General features: G+C 42.4%; 10 protein-coding genes and 1 riboswitch. Of the genes, 2 read left to right on the top strand and 8 right to left on the bottom strand.

Annotation, left to right across the window (positions count from 1 at the left end; translation table 11 throughout):
* Positions 1–4 precede the first annotated feature (4 nt).
* Both I3255_RS11415 and I3255_RS11410 read left to right on the top strand, forming a co-directional pair.
* Complete coding sequence (locus I3255_RS11415) at positions 5–2,449, top strand: AAA family ATPase (RefSeq protein ID WP_238038928.1); 2,445 nt, start codon at positions 5–7, stop codon at positions 2,447–2,449.
* Between the two features lie 3 nt (positions 2,450–2,452).
* Positions 2,453–4,300, top strand: a complete 1,848-nt coding sequence (locus I3255_RS11410; protein ID WP_238038927.1) for a hypothetical protein — start codon at positions 2,453–2,455, stop codon at positions 4,298–4,300.
* Positions 4,301–4,840: 540 nt separating this feature from the next.
* Here the strand turns inward: I3255_RS11410 and I3255_RS11405 are convergent.
* The 8 genes from I3255_RS11405 to I3255_RS11370 all read right to left on the bottom strand — a co-directional run bounded on the left by I3255_RS11405 (position 4,841) and on the right by I3255_RS11370 (position 17,594).
* A complete protein-coding gene (locus I3255_RS11405) occupies positions 4,841–6,526 on the bottom strand; it encodes an NAD-dependent malic enzyme (protein ID WP_346268625.1) in 1,686 nt (561 codons plus the stop codon).
* 529 nt (positions 6,527–7,055) lie between these two features.
* On the bottom strand, positions 7,056–7,628 hold the full coding sequence (locus I3255_RS11400; RefSeq protein WP_238038925.1) for a manganese efflux pump MntP family protein: 573 nt from the start codon (positions 7,626–7,628) through the stop codon (positions 7,056–7,058).
* Positions 7,629–7,635: 7 nt separating this feature from the next.
* A riboswitch (yybP-ykoY riboswitch) is annotated at positions 7,636–7,803 on the bottom strand.
* Positions 7,804–7,993: 190 nt separating this feature from the next.
* Complete coding sequence (locus I3255_RS11395; protein WP_238038924.1) at positions 7,994–10,378, bottom strand: TonB-dependent receptor; 2,385 nt, start codon at positions 10,376–10,378, stop codon at positions 7,994–7,996.
* Positions 10,379–10,729: 351 nt separating this feature from the next.
* The gene (locus I3255_RS11390) at positions 10,730–11,362 is read right to left on the bottom strand and encodes an RraA family protein (RefSeq protein ID WP_238038923.1); all 633 of its coding nucleotides are present in this window, start codon (positions 11,360–11,362) and stop codon (positions 10,730–10,732) included.
* A 10-nt stretch (positions 11,363–11,372) separates the two neighbouring features.
* The gene (locus I3255_RS11385; RefSeq protein ID WP_238038922.1) at positions 11,373–13,457 is read right to left on the bottom strand and encodes an IucA/IucC family protein; all 2,085 of its coding nucleotides are present in this window, start codon (positions 13,455–13,457) and stop codon (positions 11,373–11,375) included.
* A 4-nt stretch (positions 13,458–13,461) separates the two neighbouring features.
* Complete coding sequence (locus I3255_RS11380; protein ID WP_238038921.1) at positions 13,462–15,369, bottom strand: IucA/IucC family protein; 1,908 nt, start codon at positions 15,367–15,369, stop codon at positions 13,462–13,464.
* Between the two features lie 120 nt (positions 15,370–15,489).
* Complete coding sequence (locus tag I3255_RS11375) at positions 15,490–16,992, bottom strand: MFS transporter (protein ID WP_238038920.1); 1,503 nt, start codon at positions 16,990–16,992, stop codon at positions 15,490–15,492.
* The gene (locus I3255_RS11370) at positions 16,989–17,594 is read right to left on the bottom strand and encodes a GNAT family N-acetyltransferase (RefSeq protein ID WP_238038919.1); all 606 of its coding nucleotides are present in this window, start codon (positions 17,592–17,594) and stop codon (positions 16,989–16,991) included. Before I3255_RS11370 ends, I3255_RS11375 begins: the two co-directional genes overlap by 4 nt.
* Between the last annotated feature and the right edge of the window lie 28 nt (positions 17,595–17,622).

Below are 17,622 nucleotides of genomic sequence, written 5' to 3'. Positions count from 1 at the left end.
CACTATGGCAAGAAAGAACAGAAAAAATAACCATGTAAAGTCTGAAATTCCTAGCCCTAGTGCAAATAAAGAGGTTACAAAAATATCAGAGCTTCTAAAAAGTGTTACAGGTTCGATTGTCGATAAAGAACAAGAAATGTTATTGGAAAAGGATAGTGAGCTTAGAGAGAAAATGCTAGCTGACCTAGAGTCTTATACTGCAGCTGAACAGCAATACAAGCAAGACTCGGCTGAATACCAAAGTAAAAACACTCTTCTAAATGAAGAGATTGAAGCTCTAGAACAACAAAAGAGCGATCTATACCGTCAAAAGACCAAACTTGACGAAGATAATGCATCAATAGCTCAAGGGCAAACAGAGCTTGATAAGGCGCGCCAGCAGTTACTAGAAGAAAAGAAGGGGTTAAAAAAAGAACAGCTTGAGCTTCAAAAGCAGTTATCTGTTTTAGAAGAGCAACAAATTAATGCTGAATTGGGTTTTGCGAGTCAAAAACAAGAAGCGCTACAAGTCAAAAATAAAGAACTAAGTGAACTACAAAAAACATCTCTGGCTCAAATAGAGCAACGATTAAAAGATATTTATAATAAAGATGTCCAGCTTAGTGAACGTGAACAACAAATCGTATTAAAAGAAGAAGAATTAACCATTAGAGCCAATAATTTAGAACAGGATTTATTAAAAGCATTACACGCCAGAAAGGAAAATGACAATAAAGCCTTACAAAAGCAAAAGTTGGATTTAGTCGAACAGGAGAGTGCACTTAAACTGGCACAAACTGAATTAGAAGAAACAAAAGCACAGTTAGACATTCAAAACAATGTGCTAAAAAGTCATATTCATCGGAAGTTTGAAGCAAAAATAACTCAATTAACCGCTGAAAATAAAGCGCTTATAGAGAGTAAAGCAAAGGCAATCAATGAGATAGATAGAATGGCACAAGAAAATGCTCAATTTGAAGATTTAAAGCGCCAACTAAACAACGATGGTATCAATAACGTTCAAGAAGAACTAAACCGACTTAGACAGAAGAATAGAGAGCTTAAGCATGAACTAAGTGAACGTTATGAAGATGGCTTAATAGAAGATAATGAAAGATTAGAAGAAAGATTAGATGACACACTAAGTCAGTTAGAAGACTTAAAAGCACGCTATGCCGAGGCTCAGAGTGAACTTAATAACACTCGATTAAGCGCACTTGAACGTCAAAATTTGCTACAAGAAAAACGAATATTAGAAGAACATAAAAGAGTTTTGAATATTAGTATTGAACAATTAAAAAGTCAAATTGATGACTTAGAAGATGCTCAAAAAGGCGCACTGCCATTTGCGCTACTTAGTGACATGGATGAAAAATTCAGTAATCTAGCAAGTGGCTTGCAAGCCGTGCCAAGCTTAGAGGAATTCTCAAACCTTATGCGTGCCCGCATTGCCAATCAAGGGCTTTATTACACTAATAAAGACATACGGCTATTTATTGCTGGACTGTCAATGAGCAAGCTACATATTTTGCAAGGTATCTCTGGTACAGGGAAGACCAGCTTAGCTCGTGCCTTTGCAAAAGCGATTAATAACCCACCCGATAATGATAATGAACTTTATTGCGAGGTGATTCGAGTACAAGCAGGCTGGCGTGATAGAGAAGATTTATTAGGCCACTACAACGCGTTTGAGAAAAAATTCTATGCCAAAGAAGCATTACAAGCTTTATACCGTGCTCAACAACCGCGATTTCAGAATACTCTACAAATAATTTTATTAGATGAAATGAACTTATCCCAACCTGAACAGTATTTTGCTGACTTTTTGTCTCTACTAGAAACATCTGATATCGCAAAAATAAACTTATTAGATAGCTCACATCATGATGCACCCTTGCTATTTAAAAATGGTCGGACCTTAGAGATACCTAAAAATGTATGGTTTATAGGCACTGCAAACCACGATGAAACAACCAAAGAGTTTGCTGACAAAACCTATGATAGAGCCCACGTTATGGAAATACACAGAAGTGAGAAACTTACTTTCGATAATACGGTGGACAATACTCAATACTCCTATAGCAGTTTGATAGAACGTTTTGAACAAGCTATTACAAAATATCAGTCAGATGTCGATGATATATTCGAGTTGTTATTAGAGAGCGAATTGCAAAAAAACCTACTTAAAATTAAAGTTAGCTGGGGTAATCGCTTGCAAAACCAAGCTCGTAAGTTTATTCCTGTCTATATGGCTTGCGGTGGCACGATGGCAGAAGCACTTGACCATTTGTTAGCTACTAAAGTATTCCGTATTGGTAAAGTCTGTGGTCGATATGATACACGTTCTGATAAGATTGAAGATATCAACGATAGCTTACTACGAATATGGGAGACCTTAGATTTATCGGGTGTTCCTGAAGAGAGTAGTTATCTTTTAGAGCAGGATATAGAAAGGTTAAATGGAGTCTAATATATGCTTGATAGAATTACAGGCGATATCGTCTCATTATCCACATTACCTATAAGTACTTCTGTAATTCCACAAAGATATGTGAATACTCGCCCATTTACTTACAATCGACGTTTTGAAGTAGATGCTTATACTATTCTTTTCTGTGATAGTACAGGGCACTTTGTGATAGATGACGCAGATTCTGTACTATGCCTAGATCCAGCGATAACAAGTACAATGAGTCGTTCAATTGAACATATAGCCTTACAATTGGCATTATGGCTAGCAGAGGATGAATTGACTCCTCTACCTAGCCCACTTGTGCCTGAGAAAGTGTTCGAGGACACTGCTAAATTGAACGATTTTGAACAATCTTTGTTCGACGTATTGGAAACAGGTCATTTACATCAAATAGCCTACCAGCCTAGACTTGATATTCGTTACGATGAAGAGTTAATTGATGTTAGCCGAGCAAAGAAGATATCTAATAAAGCTCATCGTTATTTAGCTGTGCATTCCGAGACTTGGCAAAGGCGTACTTTAGCAGGCGTGTATCCTAGAAAACTTTTAGCTAAAATTAGTGACGATAACTACTCTATATATGAAAATAAAGTTTTTTCAAGACTACTCGATAGGGTCATGCTATTTTTACAACAACGACTTAGAGAACTAGAGGAACAAATCAATAATATTGATGATGCCCTACAACTTGATAAAGCGCATGAAAGCTATTACAAACTAACCAGCCTTCTTTGTAGTTTATGGGCAAGCAATCTCAGTGATGAAAAATCCGCCGAAAAACGCAAAGAGCTAATGACAATTAGTGAAAAAAACTTAGCATTGCAAGATAACATAACTAGATTACAAAGTTTTGGACTCTACCTAAAAATCCCTCAAGCCCATAAGAATATTTCAAACCAGTTGCACAAGACAAATATCTTGATGCATGACCAACACTATAGACATGTGGGTATTTTATGGACAAAACTCAATAAACAGTCTCAAGAAGTGAAAGATTTAATTAAAGCGTTGGAAAAAAAGCGCCAGTTCCAAGAAGAGTACAATCAATATGCTTTGTTAATTTTATTAAGGGCACTCGAAGAGTTGAATTTTAATACTATTAAAAAAACTACTGGTAGTATACTTCTAGCAAACGATGAACTTAACTGGCAAGTAACTGTTGAAGTCGATCAACAAACACATAACTGGCGTTTGACTCATACATATTCGAAAAACCTATTAAATATTATTTCCATCGCCAATCAAATTGATGATACCTTAAATCATGATATAAAAAGTAATCCCCATCTGATCGTTATTCATCTTTTAGAGTCAAAGATTGACCTATCAGAGAATAAGCCTGTCACAAACAATGCGATACTAGCTAATCCACTTAATTTTATGGCTACCGAGCGCCTTATTACTCGACTGCTAGAATGGCTATACGTTGACATATTAACAGGATATGCCAGTGACCTACCATTTAATAAAATCTCCAGTCGTGCTCTACAAAGTCTAGCAGAGACTAATAGTATCTATAAGAACGCCAGTAGCTATCAATTAATAAATGAGTTATCTATTAATAGTAAAAAAGAAATTGAAAGCTACTTGCGTCATACAGATAAAGCGAGTCTGCTAGAAAAAAATCAAGAAGTAGCAGTTTTGAAGCACTGCCCTTTATGTCATCAACTATCCACATTTGAACCAAGAGCAACCAATCGTACCTTTATCGCGCAATGCTTAAACTCGCAATGTGGTGTAACCTATCAGCTAACCTCAGATGCTGATAAGAACCGATATTTTAAATTGAATGCTAAAGGTGAATATAAGGAAGCTGGTCGTTGGAATATTAAATTCTCACTAGAATAGACAATATTTTACTCACTACCTACCACTATGGGGTAAGAATATATACATGACTTCTTAGCATTTTCCTTCCCCACATATTATCTGAATGATGTTAAGGTAGCGTTAGAATAATTTATATTCTTCAATTAGCATATTACTTATATCTAACAATAAATAACAATTAATTTTAAGACCAAACATACTGTAATATTGGCTGGAAAATCGATCTATAATTCGATTCAATTGTTGGTATAACCGTTGGTATAAGAAAAAATATTCTTATATAAAATTAATTAAATCAACAATTTAACATATTTATGTGATTGATACTGGGCCCACCAAATTCAAACCCTTACAGGCATTGGCTTGTAAGGGTTTTTTATTGTCTGACAGTTTTGATTGAGTTACTTAATTCCTCTACTCATAATCTGCCAGTATACTATCGATATCCTTCTAATTTTCTTGCATCTCTGCGAGCATAAGCCTCATCTGCTTGCTCACACAAAAAAGCCCAACACTACCTCTATCGCAGTGTTGGGCTTTTTTTATATCTTTTCTATATTAAAAAGAAGTACGGCGATAGTGACGGTATTCAGGTAACCAAAAGTTTGCCTCTATTCGGCGTTGTAAGTTCTCCGCAGTATCAGGTAGTGCCAGCTTATCTTCAACCGCTTGCACTGCTACGGCATAGGCTATTTTTTCACTAATCTCTCTGATCACTTTGATTGGCGGTAGTATAGCACCTGGTACTTTTTCGTACTCCATAGAGATATCTGCAAGAGCCTGGCTTGCCGCCATTAGCATATTATCACTAATACTTGTCGCCTGAGCCGCCAGAACGCCAAGACCGATACCTGGGAATATATAGCTGTTATTACACTGAGACACTTCAAAAGTCTGGCCATTGTAGGTCGTAGGAGGAAAAGGACTACCTGTTGCAATAATGGCTTTGCCACGACTCCAGTTCATCACTTCTTGCGGGGTTGCCTCTACACGAGATGTTGGGTTTGACAACGGTAATACAATTGGATGTTCCGTATTGGCGCATAACGCTTCGATGACTTCTTGGGTAAACAGACCTTTTTGGCCACTGACACCAAACAATACGGTGACTTCTGCTTGTTTAACCACTTGCGCTAAGCCCAGCTTGTTACTTTTATCCCAGTGTGCGATAGCGGATTCTTTTTGTACTAATGGTACTTGGAACTTTTGCAGCTCTGTCATGTTATCAGTCAATAGACCATAACGATCAACCATAAATACTTGGCTACGTGCTTGCGCTTCAGTCAATCCTTCACGCTGCATTTGGCGAACAATATGTTCGGCGATACCACAACCTGCCGAGCCTGCTCCTAAAAATGCGATTTTTTGCTCGCTCAGTTTTTGACCTTTATTCAAGCAGGCAGCAATCAAAGTACCGACCGATACCGCAGCCGTCCCTTGAATATCATCATTGAAACAGCATAACTGGTCACGATATTTATTCAATAATGGGGTGGCATTCTCCTGTGCAAAATCTTCAAACTGCAATAATGCTTCTGGCCAACGGCGCTTAACGGCTTGAATGAATAAATCCACAAATTCATTATACTCATCACCAGAAATACGTGGGTTTCTCCAGCCCATATACATAGGATCGTCAAGGAGCTGTTGATTATTGGTGCCAACATCTAACAAAATTGGTAAGCAATACGCTGGGCTAATACCACCGCACGCCGTGTATAAAGACAATTTACCAATTGGAATACCCATGCCGCCAATTCCTTGGTCGCCTAGTCCTAATATACGTTCGCCATCAGTGACAACGATCACTTTGACGTTTTGTTTGGTAGCGTTTTGCAATATATCATCGATTTGATGGCGCTCAGCATATGAGATAAATAACCCCCGTTTACGGCGATAGATTTGCGAGAATTTTTCACACGCTTGACCAACTGTCGGGGTATATATGAGCGGCATGATTTCTTCGATGTGCTGCTCAATCAAATGATAAAACAAGGTTTCATTGGTGTCTTGAATATTACGCAAATAGATATGCTTGTCCATATCACTCGTGAATGAGCGCAGCTGATGATAAGCACGCAATGATTGCTCTTCAATCGTCTCAATATTATGCGGTAGTAACCCAGTTAAATTAAAGCTATTGCGCTCTTCTGCTGAGAAAGCACTGCCTTTATTGAGCAAAGGGGTCTCCAAAAGAGCAGGGCCAGCAACGGGAATATATAAGGGACGCTTATTTGACATGATAAAATCTTCTTCTTAAGGGCATATGAATGAAAACTGTACTAGTGCTGCATTATACATAGCATCGGCTGATATTTAACAATATGTAACAAAATATTTTTAAATATGTATGGTTTTAGAGATTTTTATCCAATCACTGACAATATACGATTATCCTGATAAACAATTGCCCAATCGGTATGGCGGATATATACTCTTATAAAAGTATATATTTGTAAGGGAGGCTAAATTGTTTATTAATCATAAAAGATGTCCGAAATGTGATACTAGCCTAAAACGTTCTGATTGGAACTGTAGCCATTGTGGTAACCAAAATTTGACGAATTGGATGCTCACTTTGCCTATGTGGGGCATTGGCATTTTTATCTTTACCATGGTTATCCTATTGATGATTAACAATTTTTGTAGTGCTGAGATGTTCCGGTCATTTAGCAAGAGTTATGGTGTTATGTGCTGATTGTAGACAGAAAAAAGCCCAACTATTGATATAGATGGGCTTTCATTTATCAAGTAGCTAATATCTATCGAGTGACTAAAGATGACTAAATAAAATCCATGCACCGATGAGCATCAGCATGACACCACCAAATACTTCCGCCTTATGACCAATTAATGAGCCCAACACTTTTCCTAACATCACCCCTAGCGTGACCATTATCGTAGTCGCTAGACCAATCAGACCTGCCGCCAGTAAAATATTGACCTTTACAAATGCTAGGCTTACACCAACAGCCATGGCATCAATGCTGGTACCAAATGCAGTCAAAGCAAGTTTGAAAAAAGAATGTTTCGACGGCGCTTCTGCCGTTTCATCACTTGGCTTCAATCCCTCATATAGCATGTGCAGACCGAGCGCAAGAAGTATGACAAACGCGACCCAATGATCCCATGCCTCAATAAAAGACGTATCTATAAAGGTTGTAGCAGAATGACCAATTAACCAACCAATAATCGGCGTGATCGCTTCAATGGTGCCAAAAATAACGCCCATTCTCAAAGCTTCGGTAAAACGAGGGTTTTTAAGAATTGCTCCTTTACTGATTGCCACAGAAAAGGCATCCGTAGACATAGAAAAAGCAAGTAGTAGAAGTGCGATAGGATTCATGTGATTTTCTCTGGTCGAGTATAGAGTCCACGACATAGCCACACCCCCGACCTGCAGTGTAGATATATCGATGGTCTCGCCAACCGAGAGGTGTTCGTACCATGGCATGTGGCCAAGTATGTTGATACGAACGCTTTCGCAATACGAAAGCAGGCTACTCCCCAAAGAATGCTTAGATTAGCATTGATACGTTATAAGTCAATCATAAAATACTAAAGAAGAATTTTACATCTGATAAAGCGTAAAGTTGGAAACGCTAGCAAATACTCTTGGAGCAAATGAATGATTTAGAGAGTTATGAACATTAAAAAACCCTTCACGCTAATTTTTCATAGCCTCAAGGATTTTTTAATGCGTGGCGCTTTTTAGTAATCGACAGTATAGCTCAACCCATAAGTCGTACCCGAGGCAGGCAGACGGTTTAAATCGTTAAAGGTCGTTTGGTGATAGACGCTCTGATAGTCTTTGTTCAAAATGTTGTACACGCCATAGCCCATGCGTCCGACAGGCAGTTTGACTTGCCCAAGCACGTCAAAAGTCGCATAGCCTGTCAATGGCTGTGCGCTCGCGTCTGGATCGTTTTGTTGGTCTTTAAACGCCTTATCGCTACCGCCCACTGCCAGCGCTTGCAAGCGGATGTTGCTGTCTTCGCTAAAGTTGTACTGCGCGTATGCCGTACCTTTGAATGGCGTTAGGCGCACCGCGTCCAGCTCCAGCCAGTCGCCGTCTCTTTTGTATTGACCGCGCGTGTAGGCCAGACTGCCACCAAACTGCCAGTCTTTGTTCAAATCATGCGTGACCGAGGCTTCAGCACCGTAGATGCGCTCGTCCGTATCGACAACTTCAACGGTATAATCGTTGGTAAAGCGTACGGTCTTGTCCGAGTCGTTATAAAAGCCGCTGATTTTTGCGCTGGTATCACCGCGCGTGCCTGTCCAGCCCAGCTCGTAGTTATTGATAGAAATCGGCTGAATGTTGTCTGAGTTGACCACATAGCCTGCACGCACGTCACGTAAGGCGCGCTGTACGTCTGCGGTGGTAAAGCCTTGTGAGAAGTTGGCAAACACTTGGTCATCATCGGTCAGCTGATAGCTGGTGCCAAGGTTAAACAGTACCTTGTCATGCTCGCTGCTGCCCGCCTCGACATCGCCCGCTTGATAGTCGATACCATAGGCATTGGCAACGCCGTTGATACGCGGATCGGCAAAGTAGTCTTCTAACAACTGCTCATAGATGGGTACAAAACGATCCGTATCCGATTTGATGTTTTGATAGCGCACACCAGCGCTGGTGTGCCATTTATCGGTCATATCCACATCAGCGTTGATAAACGCGCCCCATTTATCAATGGTGGTTTTTGGCCCGCCGTTGTAGGTGATGCCGTTACTTTTTGAGATAAGGCCATTACTGGTTTGGAAAGTATCCAAATCTTGACCATAATAGGTCTGCTCGCTGTTTTCGCGCTCAAAGTCCGCGCCATAGCTGAACAAGGTGTTTTTGCCCATGACATCGGTTTCGGTCTGCATCGCGGCGCGCAGTCCCATCACCTCAATGTCCGCCTCCGACTGGGTGACCACAGCCGCTGCACCCAATAATTTGCCTAAGGTATCTGCATCGGTTAAGCCATTATTTACCCATACCTCTTGGGCTTGTTTGTTAAAAAGCTTCCCTGACGGATAAAAGCGTGCCTTTTCGTCACGGTAATAGCCTGTCAGACTTAAGTTTGAACCCAAAAAGTCGCTGTCGTTATAGTTCAGGTTGACTGAGCTTTTGGTATTGTATGGTTGGTTTTCGATTTTAGCACCATCGATAGCACGTAGTGACGGTGTGGTACCTTTTAGCAGTACAGACAGATTATCTCCATAATCGACGCCATAATTGGTGTCTTGCTCGCTGTCATAATAGGTCGCCGCAAGGTTCATGGTCTTGGTGTCGCTAATATCGAAGCCGAGGTTGGCGTTAACGCTGATAGTATCGGTGTCTTGGTTGTCGGTTTGGTTGGCATCGGGGCTGATACGGTCGCCATGACTGTCGAACTTGCCGCCTGTGGTCTCGTAGTCCACATCGAGATTACCATACACGCGCTCACCGCCGTAGCCGAGGCTTTGTCCCACGTGGTAGCCGAGCGAGTCGGATTCAAACTCGCGGCTGCTGTTGATGCCAAGGCGCGTTTGTCTTGTCAAGCCATAGCCTGCCGTCGATTTGGTCACGATATTAATCAGACCGCCCGCTGCGCCCGCGCCATAGATACTGGTCGCGCCTGAGAGCACTTCGACGCGCTCGATTTGTTCAGGGTCGATGCTGTTCAGCTCACGTGACAGACTGCGCGAGCCAGATAATGGCACGCCGTTTAGCAAATACTGTACAGGACGCCCGTGCATGGTCGTGCCATAGTTACTGACTGAGCCGCTACTCACGCCGAGGCTGGGCACGAGCTGGGCTAAGATGTCCCCGACCGTGCGATTGCCCGTCGCCTGCGCCTGAATGTCTGCCTCACGAATCACTTGCGTGACGGCGGGCATTTCACTGATTTTTTGTGCCAGCGCCGTGCCTGTTTTGGCATTGGCAGCGACTTTGATAGTCTCCAAGGTCACACTAGGCACATCGCTTGATGCTGCATTCGAGGTCGCCGCAGCGACGGTCTGCACATTTGATGCGCTTTGTACTGAATTGGCATTGGTTTGTGCGTATAACTGCTGACTGATACAAAGGGTAAGGAGAGATAGAGCAACGTGGTGGTGGCTTTTCATAATTACTTCACTTAGGTTATTTCACTTAGTTGGATAGTAGGCAGTGATATGCGTTATATTTAGCAAATAATACTGTATGTACTAACTTTGTGAATGACATTCTAAATGATAATGATTTTTATTTCTATAGGTATTTACAAATAGCTGTTTATAAGTGGCTATCTGTTATTTTACTGATGACCTCTTCGTCCCAATAAATAAGTCACTGGCTCAGATAATGGCCACTTGCTAGCGGCTAAATACAGTCAATCCAACCAAGAGCTGACATACTTTTTGTCAGGTGCTACTGGTGTTCATGAGGCTGCGAAAAATGAATACCAGTAGCAAGGTACCTTTTTTAAAGTAGATTAGCTATAACTGCTCTAATTGATCATTGCGATAAGCCTCAATAAACCGCTGAAACTTAGTGTCATCTTCGCCCTGCTTTTTTTGACATCTCTTGGCTAGTTGCTGTGCTATAGCAATAGGCAAGATAAACACGCCGTCATTATCCATGATGGCAATGCCCCCTGAATAAATAGGAATAACTTGCTCTCCAAAGCGATAATCAATGTCAGTTGCCAGTGTACCTGCTGCCTGGGGGCTTTTGAATGTGGTGAGCGCACTAATGCCTTTGGCAAAGATAGGAAACTTTAGCTGCTGAAGCTGTACTGAGTCGGTAACCTGCCCAAGAATAATCACGGCAGCCAACTTCTCATAAATGGCGGCACAAGTACGCAGCGCTCCCCAACATGACTTTGTCCCTAGTACCTGAGCATCAATACACAGCACATCACCCGGTTTTGCTTGAATGAGTGCTTGATTGATCACATCGGTATTGTCAGAGATCAGCTGAACTGTCAATACTTTGCCCGCTATCGTGCTGTTACAAGGATTAAATGCTTTGATATCTGGCAAATATCCCGCTGCAGTCAGATGACCAATGGTTGAGCTGCCAATGTTTTTATAGGTGTTTATCAGATGATTAATGTCTATAGTATTCATGGATTTCTCACTAGAGGTGCTTTTTGACCTGCATAAATGGATTTGTTGTTCTGCTCTCTCCAGCTGGCATACTACCATGCGGATCAGCGCCGCGTGCGATAACTGGTAATAGCAAGGTTTTGTGTGGATACTCTGGGTTGGTGAGTAACTCATCACGGAGTATCTGACGCTGATCGGCATCAAAATCGATCGTTGTCAAAGCGGTTTCAATACTGATCATTGCCGCATGCCACAGCGCCTCTTCATTAATAGAGTAATGCTCAACCAGTGACTCAATGATCGCCCGAATGTTGACCAGCACTCCTAACGATTGTAAGTAGAATATCAGCGATTGCGGCGTCTCTCGGTACAAACGATTTTTGAACTCTGGTGGGCTGAGGTAGTGAGGATCTGGGATTTGATGACGCGCCAGCCAGGGCAGATAAACACGGATTGAGTCATGGTCGCGCAGTAATAGACTGGTAAAATGATGGTTTTTTAACACGAGCACTATATTTTGCCCATGCATCTCAGGCGCAAACCCCAAACGTAGACAGCGTAGCATCGTCCCCAAAAATACCTCACAGAGATCTCTAAACACTCTTATTACCGAAGATTTTTTGTTGGCTGTCAAATGATCTGGATGACTGGCTGCACTCTTATTTTGACTACTACCCTGAATGATTTCATCAAAAATATGATGACTGACACCCTGCTTGTAGACCACCATACCTAAACTTGCCATGGGTAATAACTGAACTCTATCATCACACAAGTCTGTTGGTAATTGACGCAGCATCACCCCCAAGTGCGTGGGCTTTTCTTGATAAAAATAGGGATTGATAGCGCTTTTATCATGCAAATGGGTTGTTGACATAAACCCCCACCACAGACGCTCATCCCATAGCCGCAGCTGCGATGCTAAAGTATCGTCTATGTCTCTTGCCTGCATCAGTATGGCTTGGTTTTTTTCACCATTGATAAGCTTTAGTACGGGTAAGTAGCGCTTTGAGTTTAGGGCATGTACCCCTATTGGCAACTTGATACTGTTTGGCGTATCTGTGTCAATCAGCAGACTGCGCATGGATGAGCTGGCGTAGGCAGTCAGTGCCTCAAAATCAAGTATGACTACTGTACCATCAGCCAATTCATCAGCATACATATCATCAACCACATGCGTCATCTGCCAAGGATGTACCGGCAGCGCCACGTGCGTCTCTGCAATACGCTTTGCGGTAAGCTCCTGTGTTAACTGCTGCTGTTGCCCTTCATCCAAAAAATAAGCCGCTGGGTTCTGTGCTGCCAAGTCGATGACATGCGCGGCCACCATAAGATGGCTCTTGGCAATAGCAACCCATACCAGCTTCATCGGTTGGTTGAACTCTGCCAGATAACGTCGATACTCAGCTGACGTAAAGCCCAGCTTTCCTTTTGCTAGCGGATGAAACGGACGATCCATCAATGATGCCCATTGCTCTGCGGCAATCAGGGTCTGATGCCAGTATGGGCGCTGACAAACCGCCATTGATATATTGGCAGCGGCTGAGTTTTTTTGAGCGATCAATGAGGATTCCAAGCTCTCTTTGAGTTTTGCGACACCTTCATCAGATAGCATTGCCTTATCTATCATTGATAGGAAAATTTCTAACAGCTGCTGCGCTGTACTGATTGATTCTAGTGGCTTGTTAACTAGCGCATTGCTGCCAATAGCGTTATTGTTAATAGCACTGTTATCAAGGTTATGAAGGATAGGGAAACAAGATTTAGACAGTCGCCACGGTGAGACGTACGCAGGTTCTACCAGCAGTAGTAACTGTCTGTCATCGTCAACCTCCATTACGATTAGCGGACTGTCTTGCTCAAAAAACTGATGATATGGCTGCGGTAATAACGCTAAAAACTGATGGATATTTTGCGCCTCAGAGACTTTATAGGTCGCTAAATACTCAGTGGTGGTTGTCACTTGGATATAGCGTTCTTCTACCCACTGCTCTAATAGGAAACACTCTACCAAATGACTAATCAGCGCCCATTGGATGACTTCTATGTTTGGCTTGTCTTTTGCCTCAATGTGACCATTTTTTACAGGGGTTTGCACAGGAAATAACGTATGCATCACTTCACCCCCGACTTTTGAACAATGGATTATTGATATATTTAATCGGAAATGCTTTGTCGCCAAACAAGCGACGCTTAGCCAAAGACTCAATACGTGTTTGCTTGGCAAAGACATCAAACAAGTCAAACCGCGCTTGATGCTCTGGATGAGATGCTTGATAGTCGGTCACGCAATCAGCAACCTGCTGCCAAAACGCAACCTCAGAATACTGGTAATGCGTCTGCATAAAGATTGCAATATCTGACAATGCCACAAAAAATAGACAGGCAACCGCCATATCACGGATGCCATCCGTGTCTTCTGTCTCGATAAATGACCCTCTATTCAAAGCAGCATGGGCTGCTGGTAAACTATAAAAATCTGGGCGCAAATGCGGCTGAGTTAAGTGCTTAGGCGAATAACGAATCCCATCATGTAAATCTTTTAACAAGATTTTTATGGGGTAGCCCGCTTCATGTACCAAGACGATATTTTGGGCATGGCATTCTAATGCGATACCATAACCAAATAAGATATGTAATAAAGGGGTGACAGTAACCTGAATCAGCTGTTTAATCCATGTCTCTACGCCATATTTATCTAGCCAAGGTGCGATAAGATGTGAGCCATCTGCATTGATAAAACTCACTCCATTAAGCGGAAATGCTGTTTGGCCTTCTGCTAGATATTGATTGACGTTTTGTCGCCAGATAGCCGCCATTCCGCCGTATAGATCTGGATGCTGATAGCCGCGTGTGCGTAGCACCTCATGATCTAAGCTGACACCAACGGTCTCACCCAAAAACGCGATGGGCAGGGCTTGTGCGGTCTTATCTTCTGCAATCAGCTGATTCAACCAGGTAGTGACAATAGCTGCATTCATCACGGTGTGCTTGGCCAACAGTCGCGTGCTTGAGGTGTTGATCAGATGCATGCTCAGTTTTAAGTAAGCTTTATTATTATTAATACCTTCATGACGATTGTCATCATCAAGCATTGTCAGCGAGCGAATAGACTGCTGAGCATGGTATTGATGGCCTGTACTGCCCAAACAAACAATTTCTTGTGCAGCAATCAGTGGTTGTAGCGCCTGAATTAGGGTATTTTGCCATTGCCAAGGATGCACAGGTATCAGACTATAATCATCAGCCAGCTCATCTTTAGTGACCAATGCTGTTCTGAGCTTGGCAGTGAGCAGAGCAAGCTTATCAGTGCCTATATAATCCTCAACCCATTCATTAGCATTAATATCAGTCGTGGTATTGCTAACAAGCAGCCCTGCCCTAACAGCCAACCAGACCACTTCAATGTTTTGACCAAATTCTGGCCCGTAGTCATAGTTATCTTGTATATCAAAACCAATACGAGACTTAAAACATGGATGATAAGGATGCCCTGCTGTCAGATAGCCTTCGAGCTGATCATACGTGAGCGTCTCAATAGAAACCGGCTCATGAGACGTTAGCACCTGAGATTGTGTTTCATTTACTAAGGTGTGGCGTAGCTCGGTAATAAAGCCATCCTTGAGCGCTGCATGCTCAATATTAAGCAAAATATCACTAATCATGTTTTCGAGGATGGCGTCTTGGGCAACACCATTAACTACCCGCTGCACGTTCGTGTCATTTAAACGGATGATGTCGAAGCTATAATGAATATACCCTTGTGCGGTATAACAGATATCCTCACCCGCTTTGATAGTAAAAGTGAGCAGCGTCTGATTATCAGCACTATCATTAGTTTTGTTTACATTTTGAGAGTCAAAATCAATGATATTTTCATAGAGTAATGCTTGTAATAGTTGCTTAATCACTCGTTGCTCAGCGCGTCTCATGGTTGGCAAATCAACAGGCGCGTGCCACGGCCTATTGGCACAAGTGGACTCTGCGCTATGATTGTTTTGGAGGGCATTTGCTAGATTATTGAACATTGATATGAGCTTCCTGTCTAAGAATTGAATCAAATAAAAATATAAAATGGACAATCATTAAGGCGAATGATAATTATTTACAATTATAATCCATATTTATCCCAAATATTAACTATGTGATCATGCTGATCGGGGTAACTTGCAGGCAGAGGGAATCGTGAATAATAGCATCAACGCGATTATCACCAGTATTTCTTGGATTGCGCTTGTCATACCAACACTACTTCCTGCGGCTAGTAGTTGCGCGCTTCGACTATGGATATAGAGGGTTGCCAACGTGATAAATATAGTAGAGATAATACGGCGACTGATATTATTGAGTGCAGCTCCCTCGGTGACCGAGTCTTTGGGTAAGCTACTGAACCCCACCGTGGTGGTTGGTAGATACGCCAAACCCACTCCCACACCTCGCATACTCATCATCAGTATGAGTAGCCAAAGTGTTGGCTGGTACAAGCACCATGCCAGCATCAAGGTAGACAGCGCACTAATCATAATCCCAGCAATACCAATCCCTCGGGCGCCACGCTTGTCCACCCGCCTGCCAGCGTAATGCGTGGTGATACTGGCTACGAGCGTAGCGACCATCAGGACAACCCCAGTCCATAAAGCACTTTCACCCATTACATCCTGAATCAATATAGGCAATAGTAAGAGGCACAGCATCAGGGCTACCGTTTGGGTAATACTAATGATATTACTGTGCAAATAGTTTTTATTATGGAACAATCGAGTATTTAATAATGGATGGCTCTGACGACTCTCATATGCCCACCAAGCCACGGCTGACAGCAAAAACCCAATAAACAATACACCCAACGCCGCTATTTTTAACAAACCATCGCGGCTTGAGATACCTTGAGTAAAATCTATTTGTAGTGTGCTCAGCCAAACCATCATGGCCAATAGCCAAATGATCAAACTGACAAACCCTACCGCATCAAAAGAACTTGTTTTGTCATGTGAGCGCATGTCAGGTATTAGCCGCCATACCATCGCCATGACCGCCACACTGAGTGGTAACGTAATGGCAAATAGTGTCCACCATGCAAACTGCTCAACCAAATAAGCCCCGACCAGAGGGCCAAACGCCAATGACATCATAATAACGATGCCCCATAGCGCCATTATCCTACCGTGTTGCTGTTTTGGGTAGATCTGATATAGCATGCCAATCGAGAGCGGAATAATCAGACCGCCACTCAGCCCTTGGACAGCTCTAGCCCCAATGACAAAGAGCATATTAGAGGACAACATGCCAATGACCGAGCCGAGCATAAAACCAAGTATTGCCGCCAAATAAACCGGCTTAAAACCAAACCTTTTATTTAAGTAACCACTCAGCATCAGCCCCACACTCATGGCCAATACATAAGCATTTAACACCCAGCCGCCCAGCACAATATCGACGTCAAACACTGACATAAACACAGGGATCGCTGGGTTGAGCGCACTATTACTAAAGCTTATGACCGTACCACCAAGCAATAAGGTCACCAGTACCCGCCGTACTTGCTTATCGCTTAGGCGATTACTATTGCTGTTTTTGTGAGTATTATTTGTCAGTGTCTGATTGATAGGCGCTTTATCGATCGCCACAGTGTGTATGGGCGCTTTGCTCATTCAGCCGTGGCACCATAAAAACTGAGATACCCTCTAGATTCCAAAAACTCATCACGATTGCAAAAATACAATGAGGCGGTTTTTTCTGGCATCTCAATCAGACGTTGTACACGATAGGCAAAGCTATCAGCCACCCATCGATAAACTTGTACCTTACTGTCTGGCTCGACCACGATTTTTTTGGCGTCTGTCTGCTCAAATATGAATTTACTAATCATCATACCTGTGGGCTTGAGATAGCCTTTACCAACCACCGCAGGATCACCCAGCAAAATATGCCAGCCCATGTCTGTGTCTTTGGCTTTATAATAATTCGACAACCGATCTCGAGCCGTCTCATAAATCTCGGTATAACCAATCGGCTCATCATCACACAATATCAAATACAGACGCTGATGATCATCGGCCAGCATTTTTTCAAAATGAGTCTTTAGCTGAGACATTGGGAGATGTAGCTGCCACTGATCAACCACATGCTCGGCATGCATCCATTGATACAGTAATGGCATGTCTTCTGGATAGCTGACAGCTCTCAGTGCAAACGTTTTTTGGTAAGCCTCGATACTAAAGGTATCGGGCAGGCTTTGGGTGATGGTCGGCATGACTCACTCCTCATTATTGTAGTATGGT

Source organism: Psychrobacter sp. Ps6 (assembly GCF_022129235.1).
Taxonomy (GTDB): domain Bacteria; phylum Pseudomonadota; class Gammaproteobacteria; order Pseudomonadales; family Moraxellaceae; genus Psychrobacter.
Note: the sequence above shows the minus strand (reverse complement) of the source record. Positions and strands in the feature narration are given on the sequence as shown.

Excerpts from the sequence above, each read along its gene's own strand:
- I3255_RS11415 (WP_238038928.1), top strand. The coding sequence starts at position 5 with ATGGCAAGAAAGAACAGAAAAAATAACCATGTAAAGTCTGAAATTCCT.
- I3255_RS11400 (WP_238038925.1), bottom strand. The coding sequence starts at position 7,628 with ATGAATCCTATCGCACTTCTACTACTTGCTTTTTCTATGTCTACGGAT.
- I3255_RS11375 (WP_238038920.1), bottom strand. The coding sequence starts at position 16,992 with ATGAGCAAAGCGCCCATACACACTGTGGCGATCGATAAAGCGCCTATC.
- I3255_RS11395 (WP_238038924.1), bottom strand. The coding sequence starts at position 10,378 with ATGAAAAGCCACCACCACGTTGCTCTATCTCTCCTTACCCTTTGTATC.
- I3255_RS11370 (WP_238038919.1), bottom strand. The coding sequence starts at position 17,594 with ATGCCGACCATCACCCAAAGCCTGCCCGATACCTTTAGTATCGAGGCT.
- I3255_RS11385 (WP_238038922.1), bottom strand. The coding sequence starts at position 13,457 with ATGCATACGTTATTTCCTGTGCAAACCCCTGTAAAAAATGGTCACATT.
- I3255_RS11410 (WP_238038927.1), top strand. The coding sequence starts at position 2,453 with ATGCTTGATAGAATTACAGGCGATATCGTCTCATTATCCACATTACCT.
- I3255_RS11390 (WP_238038923.1), bottom strand. The coding sequence starts at position 11,362 with ATGAATACTATAGACATTAATCATCTGATAAACACCTATAAAAACATT.
- I3255_RS11380 (WP_238038921.1), bottom strand. The coding sequence starts at position 15,369 with ATGTTCAATAATCTAGCAAATGCCCTCCAAAACAATCATAGCGCAGAG.